Origin of the sequence: Thalassotalea sp. HSM 43 (assembly GCF_004752005.1) — a bacterium.
Lineage (GTDB): Bacteria > Pseudomonadota > Gammaproteobacteria > Enterobacterales > Alteromonadaceae > Thalassotalea_A.
In genome coordinates this window covers 3884069-3899641 of record NZ_CP038493.1, presented here as the reverse complement: position 1 = coordinate 3899641, position 15573 = coordinate 3884069, and the positions used below count along the sequence as shown (strand labels likewise).

Here is a 15573-nt window from a genome sequence, read left to right as displayed (position 1 = left end):
GTTAGTTGTTATTTTAGGTTTTTAGCTCTCGTGTTAGCCAGCGATGCTACGCGTTATTACAAATCAGTGTCTGTCGCTTGTTGTGTGTCGGCGATATCCTTGCCAGCCTTATCTCGGTCTGCCTCAACCAACCATGCATACGTAAGCGATAAAATGCACAGTTCGATTACCGAAAATACCAAACCTAAGGCACTACCAACAAGGTGTGTTAGCGTCGGCGAGACGATAAAACTTAACATAAACTTGGTGAGCAGTGCTAAACCTACTGGCACAATACCAATCAAAAAAAACACCGATAACGCATGATGCTGTGTTAACGCCCACGCCCAGCCGCTACCACGTTTTTCGCCTACTGCCGCATCGGGTAAAATCATCGCCCAACGCGAAGAAAAATAAGCGACTGGCAGCATCATAATATAAAACAAGTAATTGCCCTGCTCTAAAGGCTCATGCATAGCGCGAGCATGACCATCGCCCAAGGCCGCGCCACTGATCATAATAAAGGGTACGCTTAACAAACCTGACATAATGGCAAACACCAGCGCTGCATAAGCGAATTTAACATGGCTTTTATTCAGTGAAAACGGCGATAAGCTATCTCGTTGTTGATCTGACAGTAGAAACACCTTATGACAATTAACCGCTGCCAACAGCAATAGCACCACGGAAATGGCGATATATAACATCATATTTGCTGAATAAGACTGAGACACTAAATCATCAATAAAAAGTGGCGCGACAAAGGAAAACGCAATGTATGGTGCACACAGGGTTAATAGCAATTTAAAATGAAACAACGGAAGAAGAATCGATTTCGCCAGAATATTGCCTAGCGGCAGTGTTCGAAATGTCATGTTCTGTGCGCCTTTATTATTATTGGATTGGGGTTCAGCGATGAAGCATTAATATACTGAAAAGCCTGACCAGGTACAATATGGTTCAGCTTAGATCGTGCCTTTTAAATAGCCTTGGCGTAGATCTTCATCAAACTTTTCGATTGCATAGCGCAACATGGTTCGTGGCATAGATTGGTAATGGTTGTTTAGAAATTCTATTTCTGTTTGCCTATCGCGATTGCCAATTTCTCTTAGCATCCAACCTACCGCCTTTTGGATCAGATCATGCTTGTCGTGTAACAGCAACTCACAGATTTCTAACGCGATAGTAAATTGCCCTTGGCGAATAAAATGATAACAGCTAACCATGGCAATTCGACGTTGCCACAAGTGCCCGGTCTTCGCCCAATAAAGCAAAGGTTGGCAATCGCTGTCTTGTAAATATGGTCCTACGATCCAATAGGCTGAACAATCCACCAGATCCCAATTGTTGATGTGATCGCAGTATTGCATGTAGGCCGAATAAATCGCTTGTCGCTGCTGTTGATTAAAGTGGCGTTTACCGCTGGCACGTTTAAATTGCTGAACCATCGCCAGCAAGGCAAACATGCGTACTTCATGATACGAATTGGCTAACAAGCAACACAAATCGTCTAAACTGACCGCATTAAAATGTTTCACTTGTTGTCGCAATATCGGCATAGAAATGCCAAGAAACTTATCCCCTTCACCGTATTCACCCTTGGCGGTTTTAAAAAAACGCATTGCCTGCTGGGCTTTTTGATGATCGGACAAATTAATTAGGCTTGTTAAAATAACATCAGCATTCATCACCATAGTATATGCTCATAAAGCGACAAGATGTAAGTATGCGACGGCTAAATTATATAAGACGAACGTAATCGAACTGCACAGTCCAAAAACAAAAAGGCCGGTATCAATACCAGCCTTTTTAATAACATCTTCGTTAACAGAACGGTTCGTTAAGAGAGCGCAGAGCAAGAGTTTTGCTCGACTGAGTTAACCAATCTTGGTTAAGCCACCCATATACGGTTGCAACACCTTTGGTACCTCAACAGTGCCATCGGCTTGTTGATAGTTCTCTAAGATAGCCACTAAGGTACGACCAACCGCCAAACCTGAACCATTAAGCGTGTGTAATAATTCTGGTTTCTTGCTGCCTGCAGGACGGAAACGACCTTGCATACGACGCGCCTGGAAATCGCCCATATTTGAACATGACGAAATTTCACGGTATGTGTCTTGTGCTGGTAACCAAACTTCTAAATCGTAAGTCTTAGTTGCACTAAAGCCCATATCGCCAGTACACAGAGTTACTTTACGGTATGGCAATTCTAATAACTGCAATACTTTTTCGGCGTGACCGGTTAACTCTTCCAACGCCGCAAATGACTTCTCTGGATGAACCAACTGTACTAACTCAACCTTGTCGAATTGGTGTTGACGGATCAAACCGCGAATATCACGACCAGAAGAACCGGCTTCTGAGCGGAAACAGCTCGATAGCGCGGTTAATTTTATTGGCAATGCATCTTCATCAAGAATTTCATCGCGCGCTAAGTTCGTCAGCGGCACTTCAGCGGTTGGGATCAAAGAAAACTTTTTGCTACCTAAATCGGTATGAAATAAGTCTTCACCAAACTTAGGAAGTTGGCCGGTGCCGTATAGCGAGTCGTGGTTAACCAATAATGGAACATTAGCTTCGGTGTAGCCATGTTGATCGGCGTGCAGATCCATCATGAATTGGCCAATCGCACGGTTAAGTCGCGCCATTTGGCCTTTAATAACGACAAAACGTGTACCACTTAATTTGGCGCCGCTTTCAAAGTCCAAACCTTTGTCTAAGGCGGTAGCGATATCAACGTGATCTTTTACTTCAAAGTCAAACTGACGAGGCGTACCCCAACGAGTGACTTCAACGTTATCATCTTCATCGTTACCACTTGGCACATCGTCTGCTGGTAAGTTTGGAATGGCCGAAACGATATGGTCAATTTTTGCCAATAACGTCGTCAACTCTTCTTTCGCTAAATCCAGTCGAGCGCCTAGTTGGCTAACTTCGTCCAGTAAAGGCTTGATGTCTTCACCACGTGCTTTAGCCTGGCCAATTGATTTCGAACGAACGTTACGCTCGTTTTGAAGTTCTTGTGTGCGAACTTGTAGTTCTTTACGCTCTTCTTCGAGCGCATTAAAGGTAGCGACATCCAGTTTAAAGCCACGCTCAGCCAATTTAGCGGCTACAGCGTTGATGTCGGCTCTTAACAATTTTGAATCTAGCATGAGTTATCACGTACTATTTATTGGTTACCAAAATAAGACCAATGGCGGCTGCACTTACGCATAACACAACGTTAAGTAATACATTTGCCATGGCTTTCACCAGAAATCCTTGCTGCAATAACAACACAGTATCCAGCGAGAATGTTGAAAAGGTCGTAAAAGCACCTAAAAAGCCTATGCCTACCAAGGTTCGGTAGATAGCCACTTCAATTACGCCCTGTTCTATTAATCCGTACAACACGCCCATGATGAGCGAGCCCGTTATATTAACGATCAAGGTCGCAAAAGGGAATCCCTTTCCAAGCCAAATTAACACTATTTCTGAAATAAAGAAGCGCATACTGGCACCAAGTGCGCCACCAGCGGCGACAAATAAGTACATTTGCACACTACTCATAGCGTCTTCTCACGGCCATTAAGTCTAAGCTGTGTAAATAATCTTGTTTTTCTTTCAGTTTTTTCTCTAACCCTCTGTCTGAAGGCTGATAAAAATTGGCGTGTTGGATCTCTTCAGGAAAATAATTTTCGCCAGCCGCATAGGCGCCGGCTTCGTCGTGAGCATAACGATACTCAGCACCGTGTCCAAGCGACTCGGTCAGTTTTGATGTGGCGTTTCTTAAATGCAATGGCACCGGTAATTGTCCGGTATCTTTTGCCATCTGCCTAGCCGCTTTAAACGCGCTATACACGGCGTTGCTTTTTGGTGCTAAGGCCATATAAACCGTCGCTTGAGCTATGGCGCGTTCGCCTTCGGTAGGACCAATTTTATGGTATGTGTCAAAGGCATTGACCGCCAATTGCATGGCGCGCGGGTCCGCATTACCGATATCTTCACTGGCTATAGCCAACAGTCGTCGAGCCACATACAGCGGTTCGCCACCACCTTCGAGAATTCGGCAATACCAGTACAGCGCCGCGTCGGCATTAGAGCCGCGCACCGATTTATGAAAGGCGCTGATCAAATCGTAAAAATGATCGCCGCTTTTATCGTACAGCGCTTGTTTTTCACCAGCGACCATATTAACGATATCAAGGCTGATCCGTGTTCCGGTGTCGTCGCCATCAGCAATATCAACGCAATTTTCCAGCAAATTCAATAAACGTCTGGCATCACCGTTGGCCAATGTTAACAATGATTCGCGGGCTTTATCGGCAAAGGTTATGTTGGCGCTGGCCAAACCATACTCGGTATCCGTTAGTGCGCGGTCTAAAACCTGCTGCAGTTCTTGTTCGCTATGGTTTTTTAGTAAATAAACACGGGCTCGCGATAACAACGCCTGATTTAATTCAAACGCGGGGTTTTCGGTGGTTGCGCCAATAAAGGTGATGGTGCCATCTTCAATATGCGGTAAAAAAGCATCTTGCTGAGATTTGTTAAAGCGATGCACCTCATCGACAAATAAGATGGTACGGCGATTGTGTGCTTGACTGGTTAACTTAGCTTGATCAATGGCTGCGCGAATGTCTTTAACCCCTGAGGTCACCGCAGAAATGCGCTGGATGTCAGCATCGGCATAGGTGGCAATTAATTCAGCTAAGGTCGTTTTACCGGTTCCAGGCGGGCCCCAAAATATCAATGAATGACACAAGCCTTGCTCGATTGCCAGGCGCAATGGTTTGCCCTTGGCAAGCAAGTGTTGCTGGCCAATGTATTGTTCTAATGTCTTTGGTCGCAATCTCGCCGCAAGCGGCGCAAATTGTTGCTGATGCTCAAAATCGAGCGACAAAGAACCGTTATCTTTGGTCATCTAAATCAACACCGTCCGGCAAGGTAAATTGAAACAAACTGGCATCTGGTAATGGTGACGTGGTGACATCATCAAGATCAAAGTGACTTAGCTGTCCGGTCGCATCCAATACGGTAAATTTTTCAATGTTATCGCCGTCAAACAACAAATGCAGTGATTTCACCTGCGCATCTTGCTGTTTGGCAACAATGGTATAATCGCTGTCGCTGGCTTTGTTAACGGTATAGTCTTGCCACGCCTGTTTATTTAAGCCGCTAAGCAACAAAATTGGCGTATTGGCAACGGCATTGTCAACACGAAACGCCGAGACTTGCTCTACGAATGGGTTGTAAAACCATAAGGTGTCACCATCACTGACCACTAAGGTTTCATCCGGCGCTAAGGTTTGCCAATGGATATAATTAGGACGTTTTACCGCTAAATTACCCGATGACTCCTGAATTTTATTGCCATCTGCGTCTATAACGTCTTGCTTAAAGCTGGCTTTAAATCCGGCTACTTTAGCCAATTTCGCCTGTAACTCTAGGCTGTTTTGCGGATTAGCATGGGCCAAATTGGCACTTGCTATAAAGGATAACGCCAGCATGGATGCTGGCATTAGTGTTTTATTAACGAGTTTTTTAATCATAATCCTATCAAACTTTTACTGGAGGTGGTGCCAGTACCTCGCGCTGACCGTTATGTGCCGGTGAGCTAACAATACCCGCCATTTCCATATCCTCTACGATACGTGCTGAGCGGTTATACCCTATTCTAAACTTTCGTTGTACACTTGAAATTGATACCCGTCTGCTTTCTGTGACAAACGCAACAACCTCATCGAATAACGGGTCGGACTCCGTTTCTTCTGAATCAGATGCTTCACCCGGTAACATATTATCTTCGGTGGTTTCACCTGATAAGATGTCTTCAACGTAATTTGGTTCCCCGCGAGATTTCCAGTCAGCCACCACGGCATGTACTTCATGGTCGTCAATAAACGCCCCTTGTGCACGTAGTGGAATACTTGTGCCCTGAGGTAAGTAAAGCATATCACCGTGGCCAAGCAACTGCTCCGCACCTTGTTGATCTAAGATGGTACGTGAGTCAATGCGTGATTGCACCGTCAATGCCATACGGGTTGGAATATTGGCTTTAATTAAACCGGTGATCACATCCACAGACGGTCGTTGTGTTGCTAATATCAAATGGATACCAGCAGCACGGGCTTTTTGTGCAATACGGGCAATAAGCTCTTCAACCTTTTTACCGACGATCATCATCATGTCAGCAAATTCATCGACGACAACCACAATCGACGGCAGTTTTTCTAATAATGGTGGTGTTTGGTCTAAACCATCTGTTGGCTGCCATAATGGGTCAATCAACGGCTCACCTTCTTCAATGGCCTTGCACACCTTTTGGTTGTAGCCTTTTAAGTTACGCACGCCAACCGCCGACATCAATTTATAACGACGCTCCATCTCACCAACACACCAACGCAATGCATTGGCGGCATCTTTCATGTCCGTCACAACTTCCGATAATAAATGCGGAATACCTTCATAGATTGAAAGCTCCAACATTTTCGGGTCAATCATAATAAAGCGCACATCTTCTGGTGTTGATTTATACAACATAGAGACGATCATCACGTTAACCACAACCGACTTACCTGAGCCCGTGGTACCGGCAACAAGAATATGTGGCATTTTGCCCAAATCTGCGACCACAGGATCACCGGCGATATCTTTACCGATAACCATGGCTAATGACGACTTGGCTTTATTAAACTCTTCACAGCTGATGATTTCAGACAAACGCACCATTTCGCGGTGCTTATTTGGAATTTCTAAACCAATAACCGACTTACCTGGGATCACTTCCACTACGCGGACACTCGCTGCCGACAACGCACGCGCTAAATCTTTAGATAAGTTACTGATTTTGCTTACCTTAACGCCAGGTGCCAGATCCAATTCAAAACGCGTGATAACCGGTCCAGGGAACACATCAGTAACCTGTACTTCAACGCCGTAGTCTAACAAACGCGCTTCAACTAAGCGGCTGACTTGATCGAGCTCTTCCTGACTGATTGGATTTTTTGCTTTATCGGCTCTGTCCAACAATTCAATGGTTGGCATACTCTCGTATTTTTCAGCTAATAATTCCGATGGCAATTTGTCTTTTGCAGGTTTGGCTGCAGCACTTGATAAAGGTACGGACTGTGAAGGCGCATCAAAATCGATAACATTGTCATCGCTTAGCTCTGGATTTAGATCTGGGTTTAGCTGTGGATTTAGCTCTGGGTTTAAATCAGAATCATTAAAATCACCAAACACAGGTTCATCGATATCATCGTCTATGGACGCTAAACCATGGTTAAATTCATCGTCAGCTTGGTCATCGCTTTGTGAGTTAGCATCGCTGGCATCACTGTGTTTTTTGCCGCTAAACATGCCAAACAAGCTGCTTACCAAATCCGCCTCTTTATCAGATTTAGATTTAGCGACAATGCCATCAGTGGCGTCTTCGCGGTGCATTTCATCGCCAACATCATCATGAATGGCTACATCCACATCGTCTACATCAACACTGCTCAGTACCGGTTGTTTAATCGCTTTTGCTCGTTTGCTGGTTTTTTTCGAATCATCAGCAACGCTATCGACATCGTTTTGAGCAATATCTGTTCCTACATCTTTGTAGTGCGATGTTGCCTTAGAGAACATACTCTTGACCAACAAATAGGCATTAATTGCCTGCTCACCTATGCTATCGATGATGCGAAACAGTGATACGCCACTGGTAAGCACAAAGCCTGTGCTCGCCATTATAATGTACAACAAAGAACTGCCGGTGTAGTTCAAATACGGCATCAAGCTGTAGGAGACATAATTACCAATCAAGCCACCAGATGAAAAACCGTAAAGGTCATCAACATTCATGCTAAAGATGGCGGTAAAACCAACCACCATCAACACCGCGCCGACCAACTTTAATGCTAAGGTGAAAAAGTCGATGTCGAGCAAAAGATGGACGCGTTGAAACAATAACCAACCGGTAAAGGCTAGACCAAACGGCAACGCATACGCTACTAAGCCGAAGGTAAACAATAAAATATCTGACAGGTACGCACCTAACGCGCCGGCTTTATTATTGACTGTGGCGTGATAAGCGGTTTGTGACCAACCGGGATCCGATGCATCAAACGAAAATAAGGCAACGATTAGGTATAAGGAAAAAATGCTGGTAAAGATTAACCCGGCTTCCAACAAACGTTGGCTGCCTGTCAATTTATGACCAGTTACTGGTGAAGACTCTTTAGCGCTCAAACTCGAATCCATTATTATTATCTTGGTGTTAACTAAATTTTAAATTAGTTTTATTGAGTTAATGTCGTTATCGACATTCTCTTTATATTATATACGATTTAAATTAGCAGAAATACCGGCGCGGTTAAACCATTTGTCGGGCTTTAACTGCGTTAATCAAACTGAATGGGTAATTTATTATCAGTTTTCACTTCTTCCATCACCACATAGGTACGACTTTCCGCTACCGCCGGTAACTTTAATAAGGTATCACCCAATAAGTTGCGATAGGCTTGCATATCTGACACGCGGGTTTTTAATAAGAAATCAAAATTACCAGACACCAGATGACATTCTTGGATGACATCGACCTTCATCACCGCTTTAGAAAACTCTTCAAACACATCGGGCGAGGTACGAGTAAGCGTTATCTCAACAAATACCAATAACGCAGCGTCTAGAAATTTAGGGTCAAGATTGGCACTGTAGCCCGTGATCACCCCTTCCGTCTCGAGTTTTTTAACCCGTTCTAAACACGGTGTCGGGCTTAAGCCAACACGCTTTGACAACTCAACGTTAGACAGTCGGCCATTAATTTGTAACTCCTTTAGGATGTTTCTATCGATACGATCAAGTTTTTTTTCTTGGTTCCACATGTCAAAGAATATTTATCTGTTTTAATGGGCTGTAACGATATTTTCTACTAGCTATCGACAAAATACAACAAGTAACTCTAATAAAAGCCAACTATAATTGGCACAAAATAAAAAACAGTATCGGTTTGAATCATCTTATCCATCATACCGACTTACTAACCTTAACCATTTCGAGAGATAAATTATGATTATTGGTGTACCTAAAGAAATTAAAAACCACGAGTACCGCGTTGGTATGGTTCCAGCAAGTGTTCGTGAGTTAATTAACCACGGTCACGAAGTATTTGTTGAAACAAACGCTGGTATTGGTATCGGTTTTACCGACCAAGACTACGTTGAAGCAGGCGCGGAAATCCTAACTACCGCGGCAGAAGTTTTTGCTAAAGCAGAAATGATCGTTAAGGTTAAAGAGCCGCAAGCCGTTGAACGTGCCATGTTACGTGAAGGTCAAATCCTATTCACTTACCTTCACCTTGCCCCAGACCTGCCACAAACTGAAGACCTAGTTAAATCAAAAGCTATCTGTATTGCCTACGAAACCGTTACTGACCGTACCGGTGGCTTACCATTATTAGCGCCTATGTCTGAAGTTGCTGGTCGTATGTCAATTCAAGCCGGTGCACAGGCACTTGAAAAATCAAACGCAGGTCGCGGTATGTTACTTGGTGGCGTACCAGGTGTTGAGCCAGCGAAAGTGGTTGTTATCGGTGGTGGTATGGTTGGTAACAACGCCGCACAAATGGCCGTTGGCATGGGTGCAGATGTTGTCATCCTAGACCGCAACATTAATGTATTACGTAAGCTAGACGCGCAGTTTGGTAACAAGGTTAAAGCGATTTACTCAACCGCTGATGCCCTAGAGAAACACGTTCTTGATGCTGACTTGGTTATCGGTGGTGTCTTGATCCCAGGTGCTGCTGCGCCAAAACTTGTTACTGCAGAGCACATCAAAAACATGAAGCCTGGTTCAGCAATCGTTGATGTTGCCATTGACCAAGGTGGTTGTATCGCAACATCTAAGGCGACAACCCACGCAGAGCCAACCTTTATTGTTGATGACGTTGTTCATTACTGTGTTGCTAACATGCCTGGTGCTGTGCCACGCACATCAACGTTCGCTCTAAATAACGCGACATTGCCGTTTATCATTAACCTTGCGAACAAAGGTTACAAAGATGCGTTGTTATCAGATGATAACTTCCTTAACGGTTTGAACGTGATTAATGGTCAGGTAACCGTACGTGAAGTTGCTGAAAACCTAGGTTTTGATTACGTTGACCCGAAACAAGCTTTAGCCAACGCATAAGCGTCAGTATAAGTTAGTTTACAAATCCTCCTTTTTTAAGAACGCAGTCGCATAAGACTGCGTTTTTTTATTCTTGTTACCCTTGTTTTATTGCCTTATCATCCCAATCATTGTTTTTAACGTAATCAATTGGTATTGATGCAATCATTTAAGCGCTTGAACGGTCTGAACTGACACCATGCTTTCGATTGCCATTATTAATATTTTTGGAGTAATTCATGAGTGATGTAAGACACTGCCCTCTTCTTATCCTTGGCTCAGGCCCGGCAGGCTACACCGCAGCAGTATATGCTGCACGCGCAAACCTAAAACCAGTTCTCATTACCGGTATGCAACAAGGTGGTCAATTAACCACAACGACGGAAGTTGAAAACTGGCCTGGTGATGCCAATGACTTAACCGGTCCAGACCTTATGGTTCGTATGCAACAGCACGCGGAGAAATTTGATACTGAGATTGTATTCGATCACATTGACGACGTTGACTTCTCACAAAAGCCATACCGCTTAAAAGGCAGCTCTGGTGAGTACACATGTGATGCGTTGATCATTTGTACCGGTGCATCAGCACAATACCTAGGCCTAGAATCTGAAACCGCATTTATGGGTAAAGGTATCTCGGCTTGTGCAACCTGTGACGGTTTCTTTTATCGTAACCAAAAAGTTGCGGTTGTTGGTGGTGGTAACACCGCTGTTGAAGAAGCCTTGTACTTGGCGAACATCGCCTCAGAAGTGCACCTAATTCACCGTCGTGATACGTTCCGTAGTGAAAAGATCCTAACCAAGCGCCTAATGGATAAAGTTGAAAACGGTAATATCGTTTTACACCTTGATCGTACCCTAGACGAAGTACTTGGTGACAACATGGGTGTGACCGGTTTACGTCTTAAAGACGCGAAATCTGATGCCACAGAAGAAATCGATGTTGCTGGTTGTTTCATCGCCATCGGTCACAAGCCAAACACTGACCTATTCAAAGACCAGTTGGATATGAAAGATGGTTACTTGACCATCAATAGCGGTACCAACGGTAACGCAACACAAACCAGCAAAGAAGGTGTTTTTGCTGCTGGTGATGTGGCTGACCATATCTACCGCCAAGCGATCACTTCAGCTGGCTCAGGTTGTATGGCCGCGCTAGACGCTGAACGTTACCTTGATGCCTTGCCATCGAGCAAGTAAGCAGCCCAGGTAAGTAAACATATGAGCCAGCAACTGTATGCATTAGACGACAGCTTGCTGGCTTTTCCTCCTACTGAATTTGCCTTAACCGATCCAAACGGTTTACTCGCTGTCGGCGGCGACTTAAGCCCAGAACGCCTAGTGGTTGCCTACCAAAATGGCATATTCCCTTGGTATAGCGAACACGATCCTATTCTATGGTGGTCCCCTAACCCACGCGCTATCATCAAAACCGATGCGGTTAAAATCAATCGTAGCTTGGCAAAGTTTATCCGCAAATGTGACTATCAAGTTACCGTCAATCATGCCTTTGAAGAAGTCATCGACTTTTGTGCTGACGCGCCGTTTCGTGACGACGACACCTGGATACTGCCTGAGATGTTAGAGGCATACGTCAGGTTGCATCATCAAGGGCATGCGCATTCGGTAGAAGTATGGCAACACGGCGAACTTATTGGTGGTTTGTATGGTGTGGCTGTTAATGGTTTTTTCAGCGGTGAATCGATGTTCTACCGCAAAGACAACGCCTCTAAAATTGCGCTTATTGCCTTAGCCAACAAACTGCGTTCAATAGGGGTTGGCTTGATTGACTGTCAGATCCAAAATCCGTTTTTGCAATCCATGGGCGCGGTAGAAATATCTCGCGAGCGTTTTATGCAAATGAAACACAGCGCATTAAACATTATTCCTGATCATAAATTTTGGCTTGCAACCGAGATAGCTGTTTCGTAAGCTGAAATGGCGAGCGTCACAATGACGACGAGCAGCAAGAAACCAACTCTTCTAAAAAAACCTAATAAGGCAGGCACTATACTTAAGCTATGACCGAGTCCAAGAAGTATTTCCAATTTGGCTTAACCCGCTCGTTCGATTGTAATTATTTAGCTGAACAGCAAGAGCGTTTAATCGTTATCACCAACAGTGAAGACGTTAATGCCGAAAACTACCAACGTTTGATGATGGCAGGTTTTAGACGCAGTGGCGATCAAGTCTATCGCCCTCATTGTGAAACGTGCCAAGCCTGTGAGTCATTGCGCATTCCGGTGCGGTTATTTAAATCCAGTAAGAGTCAAAAGCGACTGCTTAATGCCAATAAAGACTTAACGGTACGCATTGCTCAGACCGAAAAAGCAGAGTACTTTGCCTTATATCAAAAATACATCGACACCAATCATCATGATGGTTCAATGTATCCAGCAAACCAAGAGCAATACCGCGCGTTTATATTTTCTAAACAGGTACCGCAACTGTTTCTTGAGCTCTATGACAAGGATAAACTGATATCGGTGGCGGTGTGCGATAACCTGCCGCGAGCCCTATCGGCGCTGTATACCTTCTACGATCCGGATTATCAAAAACGTTCGTTAGGACGCTATTCAATCTTGCAGCAAATAGAGTTAGCAATGAAGCTAAATAAGCATTACTTATATTTGGGATATCAAATAGATGCTTGTAAGAAAATGAACTATAAGAGTCAATATTACCCGCATGAGCGTCTGGTAAACGATAATTGGCAACGAATCGAAAGAAAAAGCTAAAATTGCTTAAATAAATCACGCATTTTCTTTACAAAGCCAACCGTTTTCGGCATTATCTCGTCAGCAAATTTTTATCACTTGCCAAATTGACTAAACGATAGCAAACACTATCATATGATTTGGTACTTTAATTAATGTTTAGAGGTTTAACAGCCAAATGGCGAAAGAAGAAAATATTGAAATGCAAGGTACGGTGTTGGATACGTTACCAAACACCATGTTCCGCGTAGAGTTAGAAAACGGTCACGTTGTTACGGCTCACATCTCAGGTAAAATGCGTAAAAACTACATCCGTATCCTTACTGGTGATAAAGTAACTGTAGAACTAACGCCATACGACTTGTCTAAAGGTCGCATTATTTTCCGCGCCAGATAATCTATTAAATGGCTGTTTGGTGATTGCCAGACAGGTTCCAGTCTTATTAAGCCTCGTTATGACGAGGCTTTTTTGTGTCTGTTATTTATGTTGGGTATTTGTGCCTGGTATTTGTGTCGGGAATTTGTGCTGTTATTGGTATCGGGCATTTGTATCTATTTGAACAGAGACGCTATCTGAATATAGCGCCTTTCTAAACGTGGCTATTAGGCTTCAGCAACGGCACGCAATTTTGAGCCAGGCCAAAACCAAATCAGCGCAAACACCACAAACGACAACATCAACAACGCCACTTGTATAGGTACCGACACAGGGATCTGTTGAACAATTCCCACCAACACCGCACTACCTGCCATCTGCAAAAAGCCCAATAGTGCCGAGGCTGTACCTGCTTTTTCACCAAACGGCGCTAACGCTTGACCGGCGCAGGTCCCCATCAATAAAGAAAAACCTATCGAGCTGAGCATAATTGGCAGCATAAACGCCACGGGTGTGTGTAACGCTTGCATAGCTACCATAAGCACGCCACCGGCGAACAAGGTAATAAAGCCAGCACTGATGGTATTGGCGACACCAAACACTTTTAAACACTTTGGTGCCAACACGCATGCGGCGATATTAAAAATGGCATTCAAGCTAAACCAAAAAATGAACATTTGGCTGCTTAGACCAAGTTCAACCATTAGCCATGCAGGTGCACTGCTGACATAAGCGATGATCACCGCCATTGCGACCAATACCGCTAACGAATGAAATTGAAACACACGATTTAAGGCAATACTGGTGTAACGATTAAAATGCAGTAATTTCACCGAGCTGGCATCTTTGGTTGTATTGGTTTCTTTTAAAAACACCGCCACTAACGTACCTGCACCAACGGCGTACGCTGCCATAAACATAAAAGTACTTTGCCAACCGTACTCGCTGGCTAACCAACCGCCCAAAATAGGCGCTAGCGCAGGGATACAGCAAATCACCCCATTAAGGTAGCTGTACATCATACCGCTTTGTCTCGCATCATACTTGTCGCGCACAATGGCAAATGCACTGACCACAATGGCGCAGGTTCCCAAGCCGTGTATAAAGCGAGAAAGCAAGTGCAACTCTATGGTGTTGGCAACGACACAGGCTAAACAGGCGAGAAAATAAATGACGATGCCGAACAACGCCACAGGTTTACGGCCATATTTATCAGCAACTGGACCTGCAAATAACTGCCCTATACCCATGGCTAAAAGGAAACCGCTAATTGACCATTGCAATAACGTCAGATCGGATTGAAAGTCATTTGCCATGTCGGGTAAAGACGGCAAAAAGATGTCGATGGCCAGTGGACTAAACACCACCATTAACATCAAAATTGGTAAAAATGACCACATCGTATAATCAACTACTCGGTTAAAAAAGGGTCGCACATTCTACAGGGCTTTCAGCGCTTAACAAAGACATTAAATGTTATCTAAATGTAATCATCGAGTTAGCATACGCCCTAGCAAAGCCTATTTTCATGCCGTTAAGGTAATAGCTGATTTTGCTTACTCGGTGCATTTTCGAGTCACTGCTAACGCATTTCTAACGCATTCCTAAAGACTTCCTAACGCATTCTCTCGACATTCTTTAAGCATTATTAACGCAATAGTATGGCATACGTTTTGCGCAACTCTGATGCGTCTATGACAACAATCTTGGCTGAAATCTTATGTTTTTTTACACGTTTTTGGCAAAAAGTTGGCAATTTATTGCTGTCTGCCAAGGCACTATCACTGACAACCTTTGTCCTTAATTTTATCAAACAGTTATTGCAGTATCGCGGTGCAATTTCATCTATTTTAGTGGCCTGCAGCTCCGCTTTATTGCACTTCAGACCAACTAGGAAATTGCGATAACGGCAATCGCTTACTACAATATTTTGAACTGCTTATAATATGGTGGGTAACAATGACACTTATACTTAAGGGATTAACATTGGGTACGGTAACTGTTTTAACAGTCACTGGATTCAATGTATTTCAAGACAATGAAACACAACAAGCAGAAATCTGTTTAGAACAAGCTAAGCGCTTAATTAAACATCCAGAGTCAGTTCATTTTCAAGAGCATAAAGCCGTTGATGTTAAAGATGGTAGCTTGCGTATCCAGGTGATCTACACCGTAAAAAAAGACAATGGTAAACGCTATAAAGAAAATTCGGTGTGTGGTTTTATAAATCGCGACTCACTTGAACTGAACCCTAATGACAAATTTAATCAATCAAGAGAATTAGCGTTAGCTGAGCGCTGAGCATATTATTCTCTCTAAGAGCTAAGGGCTAAGTGCTAAGGTCTAAGTGCTAGGAGCTAAG

At 43.8% G+C, this 15573-nt stretch carries 15 protein-coding genes; 6 read left to right on the top strand and 9 right to left on the bottom strand.

Annotated elements, in window-relative coordinates:
- Window positions 1-56: 56 nt before the first annotated feature.
- The 8 genes from E2K93_RS17070 to lrp all read right to left on the bottom strand — a co-directional run bounded on the left by E2K93_RS17070 (window position 57) and on the right by lrp (window position 8831).
- Window positions 57-854, bottom strand: a complete 798-nt coding sequence (locus E2K93_RS17070; protein WP_135440248.1) for a hypothetical protein — start codon at window positions 852-854, stop codon at window positions 57-59.
- 90 nt (window positions 855-944) lie between these two features.
- Entirely contained in the window at window positions 945-1673 is a 729-nt protein-coding gene (locus E2K93_RS17065; RefSeq protein WP_135440247.1) for a DNA alkylation repair protein, read from the bottom strand.
- 183 nt (window positions 1674-1856) lie between these two features.
- Entirely contained in the window at window positions 1857-3137 is a 1281-nt protein-coding gene (serS, locus tag E2K93_RS17060; RefSeq protein ID WP_135440246.1) for a serine--tRNA ligase, read from the bottom strand.
- 13 nt (window positions 3138-3150) lie between these two features.
- Window positions 3151-3534: a fluoride efflux transporter CrcB gene (gene crcB, locus E2K93_RS17055; RefSeq protein ID WP_135440245.1), complete on the bottom strand. Its 384-nt coding sequence runs from the start codon at window positions 3532-3534 to the stop codon at window positions 3151-3153.
- Window positions 3527-4885: a replication-associated recombination protein A gene (locus tag E2K93_RS17050; protein ID WP_135440244.1), complete on the bottom strand. Its 1359-nt coding sequence runs from the start codon at window positions 4883-4885 to the stop codon at window positions 3527-3529. The genes crcB and E2K93_RS17050 overlap by 8 nt, the downstream gene beginning before the upstream one ends.
- A complete protein-coding gene (gene lolA / locus E2K93_RS17045) occupies window positions 4872-5513 on the bottom strand; it encodes an outer membrane lipoprotein chaperone LolA (protein WP_135440243.1) in 642 nt (213 codons plus the stop codon). The genes E2K93_RS17050 and lolA overlap by 14 nt, the downstream gene beginning before the upstream one ends.
- Before the next feature lie 7 nt (window positions 5514-5520).
- Complete coding sequence (locus E2K93_RS17040; RefSeq protein ID WP_135440242.1) at window positions 5521-8208, bottom strand: DNA translocase FtsK; 2688 nt, start codon at window positions 8206-8208, stop codon at window positions 5521-5523.
- Between the two features lie 140 nt (window positions 8209-8348).
- Window positions 8349-8831, bottom strand: coding sequence for a leucine-responsive transcriptional regulator Lrp (lrp, locus tag E2K93_RS17035; RefSeq protein ID WP_135440241.1), 483 nt, complete (start codon window positions 8829-8831; stop codon window positions 8349-8351).
- A gap of 184 nt (window positions 8832-9015) precedes the next feature.
- On the opposite strand from lrp, the gene ald reads away from it, so the two are divergent.
- The 5 genes from ald to infA all read left to right on the top strand — a co-directional run bounded on the left by ald (window position 9016) and on the right by infA (window position 13232).
- On the top strand, window positions 9016-10137 hold the full coding sequence (gene ald / locus E2K93_RS17030; RefSeq protein WP_135440240.1) for an alanine dehydrogenase: 1122 nt from the start codon (window positions 9016-9018) through the stop codon (window positions 10135-10137).
- Window positions 10138-10355: 218 nt separating this feature from the next.
- Window positions 10356-11318, top strand: a complete 963-nt coding sequence (trxB, locus tag E2K93_RS17025) for a thioredoxin-disulfide reductase (RefSeq protein ID WP_135440239.1) — start codon at window positions 10356-10358, stop codon at window positions 11316-11318.
- A gap of 21 nt (window positions 11319-11339) precedes the next feature.
- A complete protein-coding gene (gene aat / locus E2K93_RS17020) occupies window positions 11340-12050 on the top strand; it encodes a leucyl/phenylalanyl-tRNA--protein transferase (RefSeq protein WP_135440238.1) in 711 nt (236 codons plus the stop codon).
- Between the two features lie 89 nt (window positions 12051-12139).
- Window positions 12140-12856, top strand: coding sequence for an arginyltransferase (locus tag E2K93_RS17015; protein WP_135440237.1), 717 nt, complete (start codon window positions 12140-12142; stop codon window positions 12854-12856).
- Between the two features lie 157 nt (window positions 12857-13013).
- On the top strand, window positions 13014-13232 hold the full coding sequence (gene infA / locus E2K93_RS17010; protein ID WP_011043571.1) for a translation initiation factor IF-1: 219 nt from the start codon (window positions 13014-13016) through the stop codon (window positions 13230-13232).
- A gap of 206 nt (window positions 13233-13438) precedes the next feature.
- Here infA and E2K93_RS17005 read toward each other — a convergent pair whose 3' ends face one another.
- The gene (locus E2K93_RS17005; protein WP_135440236.1) at window positions 13439-14611 is read right to left on the bottom strand and encodes a multidrug effflux MFS transporter; all 1173 of its coding nucleotides are present in this window, start codon (window positions 14609-14611) and stop codon (window positions 13439-13441) included.
- A gap of 559 nt (window positions 14612-15170) precedes the next feature.
- Between E2K93_RS17005 and E2K93_RS17000 the strand changes: the two genes are divergently transcribed.
- Window positions 15171-15512 (top strand): hypothetical protein, encoded by a 342-nt coding sequence (locus E2K93_RS17000; protein WP_135440235.1) that lies wholly within the window; start codon window positions 15171-15173, stop codon window positions 15510-15512.
- Window positions 15513-15573: the final 61 nt, after the last annotated feature.

Excerpts from the sequence above, each read along its gene's own strand:
- trxB (WP_135440239.1), top strand. The coding sequence starts at position 10,356 with ATGAGTGATGTAAGACACTGCCCTCTTCTTATCCTTGGCTCAGGCCCG.
- infA (WP_011043571.1), top strand. The coding sequence starts at position 13,014 with ATGGCGAAAGAAGAAAATATTGAAATGCAAGGTACGGTGTTGGATACG.
- E2K93_RS17015 (WP_135440237.1), top strand. The coding sequence starts at position 12,140 with ATGACCGAGTCCAAGAAGTATTTCCAATTTGGCTTAACCCGCTCGTTC.
- E2K93_RS17065 (WP_135440247.1), bottom strand. The coding sequence starts at position 1,673 with ATGGTGATGAATGCTGATGTTATTTTAACAAGCCTAATTAATTTGTCC.
- serS (WP_135440246.1), bottom strand. The coding sequence starts at position 3,137 with ATGCTAGATTCAAAATTGTTAAGAGCCGACATCAACGCTGTAGCCGCT.
- E2K93_RS17040 (WP_135440242.1), bottom strand. The coding sequence starts at position 8,208 with ATGGATTCGAGTTTGAGCGCTAAAGAGTCTTCACCAGTAACTGGTCAT.
- crcB (WP_135440245.1), bottom strand. The coding sequence starts at position 3,534 with ATGAGTAGTGTGCAAATGTACTTATTTGTCGCCGCTGGTGGCGCACTT.
- E2K93_RS17050 (WP_135440244.1), bottom strand. The coding sequence starts at position 4,885 with ATGACCAAAGATAACGGTTCTTTGTCGCTCGATTTTGAGCATCAGCAA.
- lolA (WP_135440243.1), bottom strand. The coding sequence starts at position 5,513 with ATGATTAAAAAACTCGTTAATAAAACACTAATGCCAGCATCCATGCTG.
- ald (WP_135440240.1), top strand. The coding sequence starts at position 9,016 with ATGATTATTGGTGTACCTAAAGAAATTAAAAACCACGAGTACCGCGTT.
- E2K93_RS17005 (WP_135440236.1), bottom strand. The coding sequence starts at position 14,611 with ATGTGGTCATTTTTACCAATTTTGATGTTAATGGTGGTGTTTAGTCCA.
- E2K93_RS17070 (WP_135440248.1), bottom strand. The coding sequence starts at position 854 with ATGACATTTCGAACACTGCCGCTAGGCAATATTCTGGCGAAATCGATT.
- aat (WP_135440238.1), top strand. The coding sequence starts at position 11,340 with ATGAGCCAGCAACTGTATGCATTAGACGACAGCTTGCTGGCTTTTCCT.
- lrp (WP_135440241.1), bottom strand. The coding sequence starts at position 8,831 with ATGTGGAACCAAGAAAAAAAACTTGATCGTATCGATAGAAACATCCTA.
- E2K93_RS17000 (WP_135440235.1), top strand. The coding sequence starts at position 15,171 with ATGACACTTATACTTAAGGGATTAACATTGGGTACGGTAACTGTTTTA.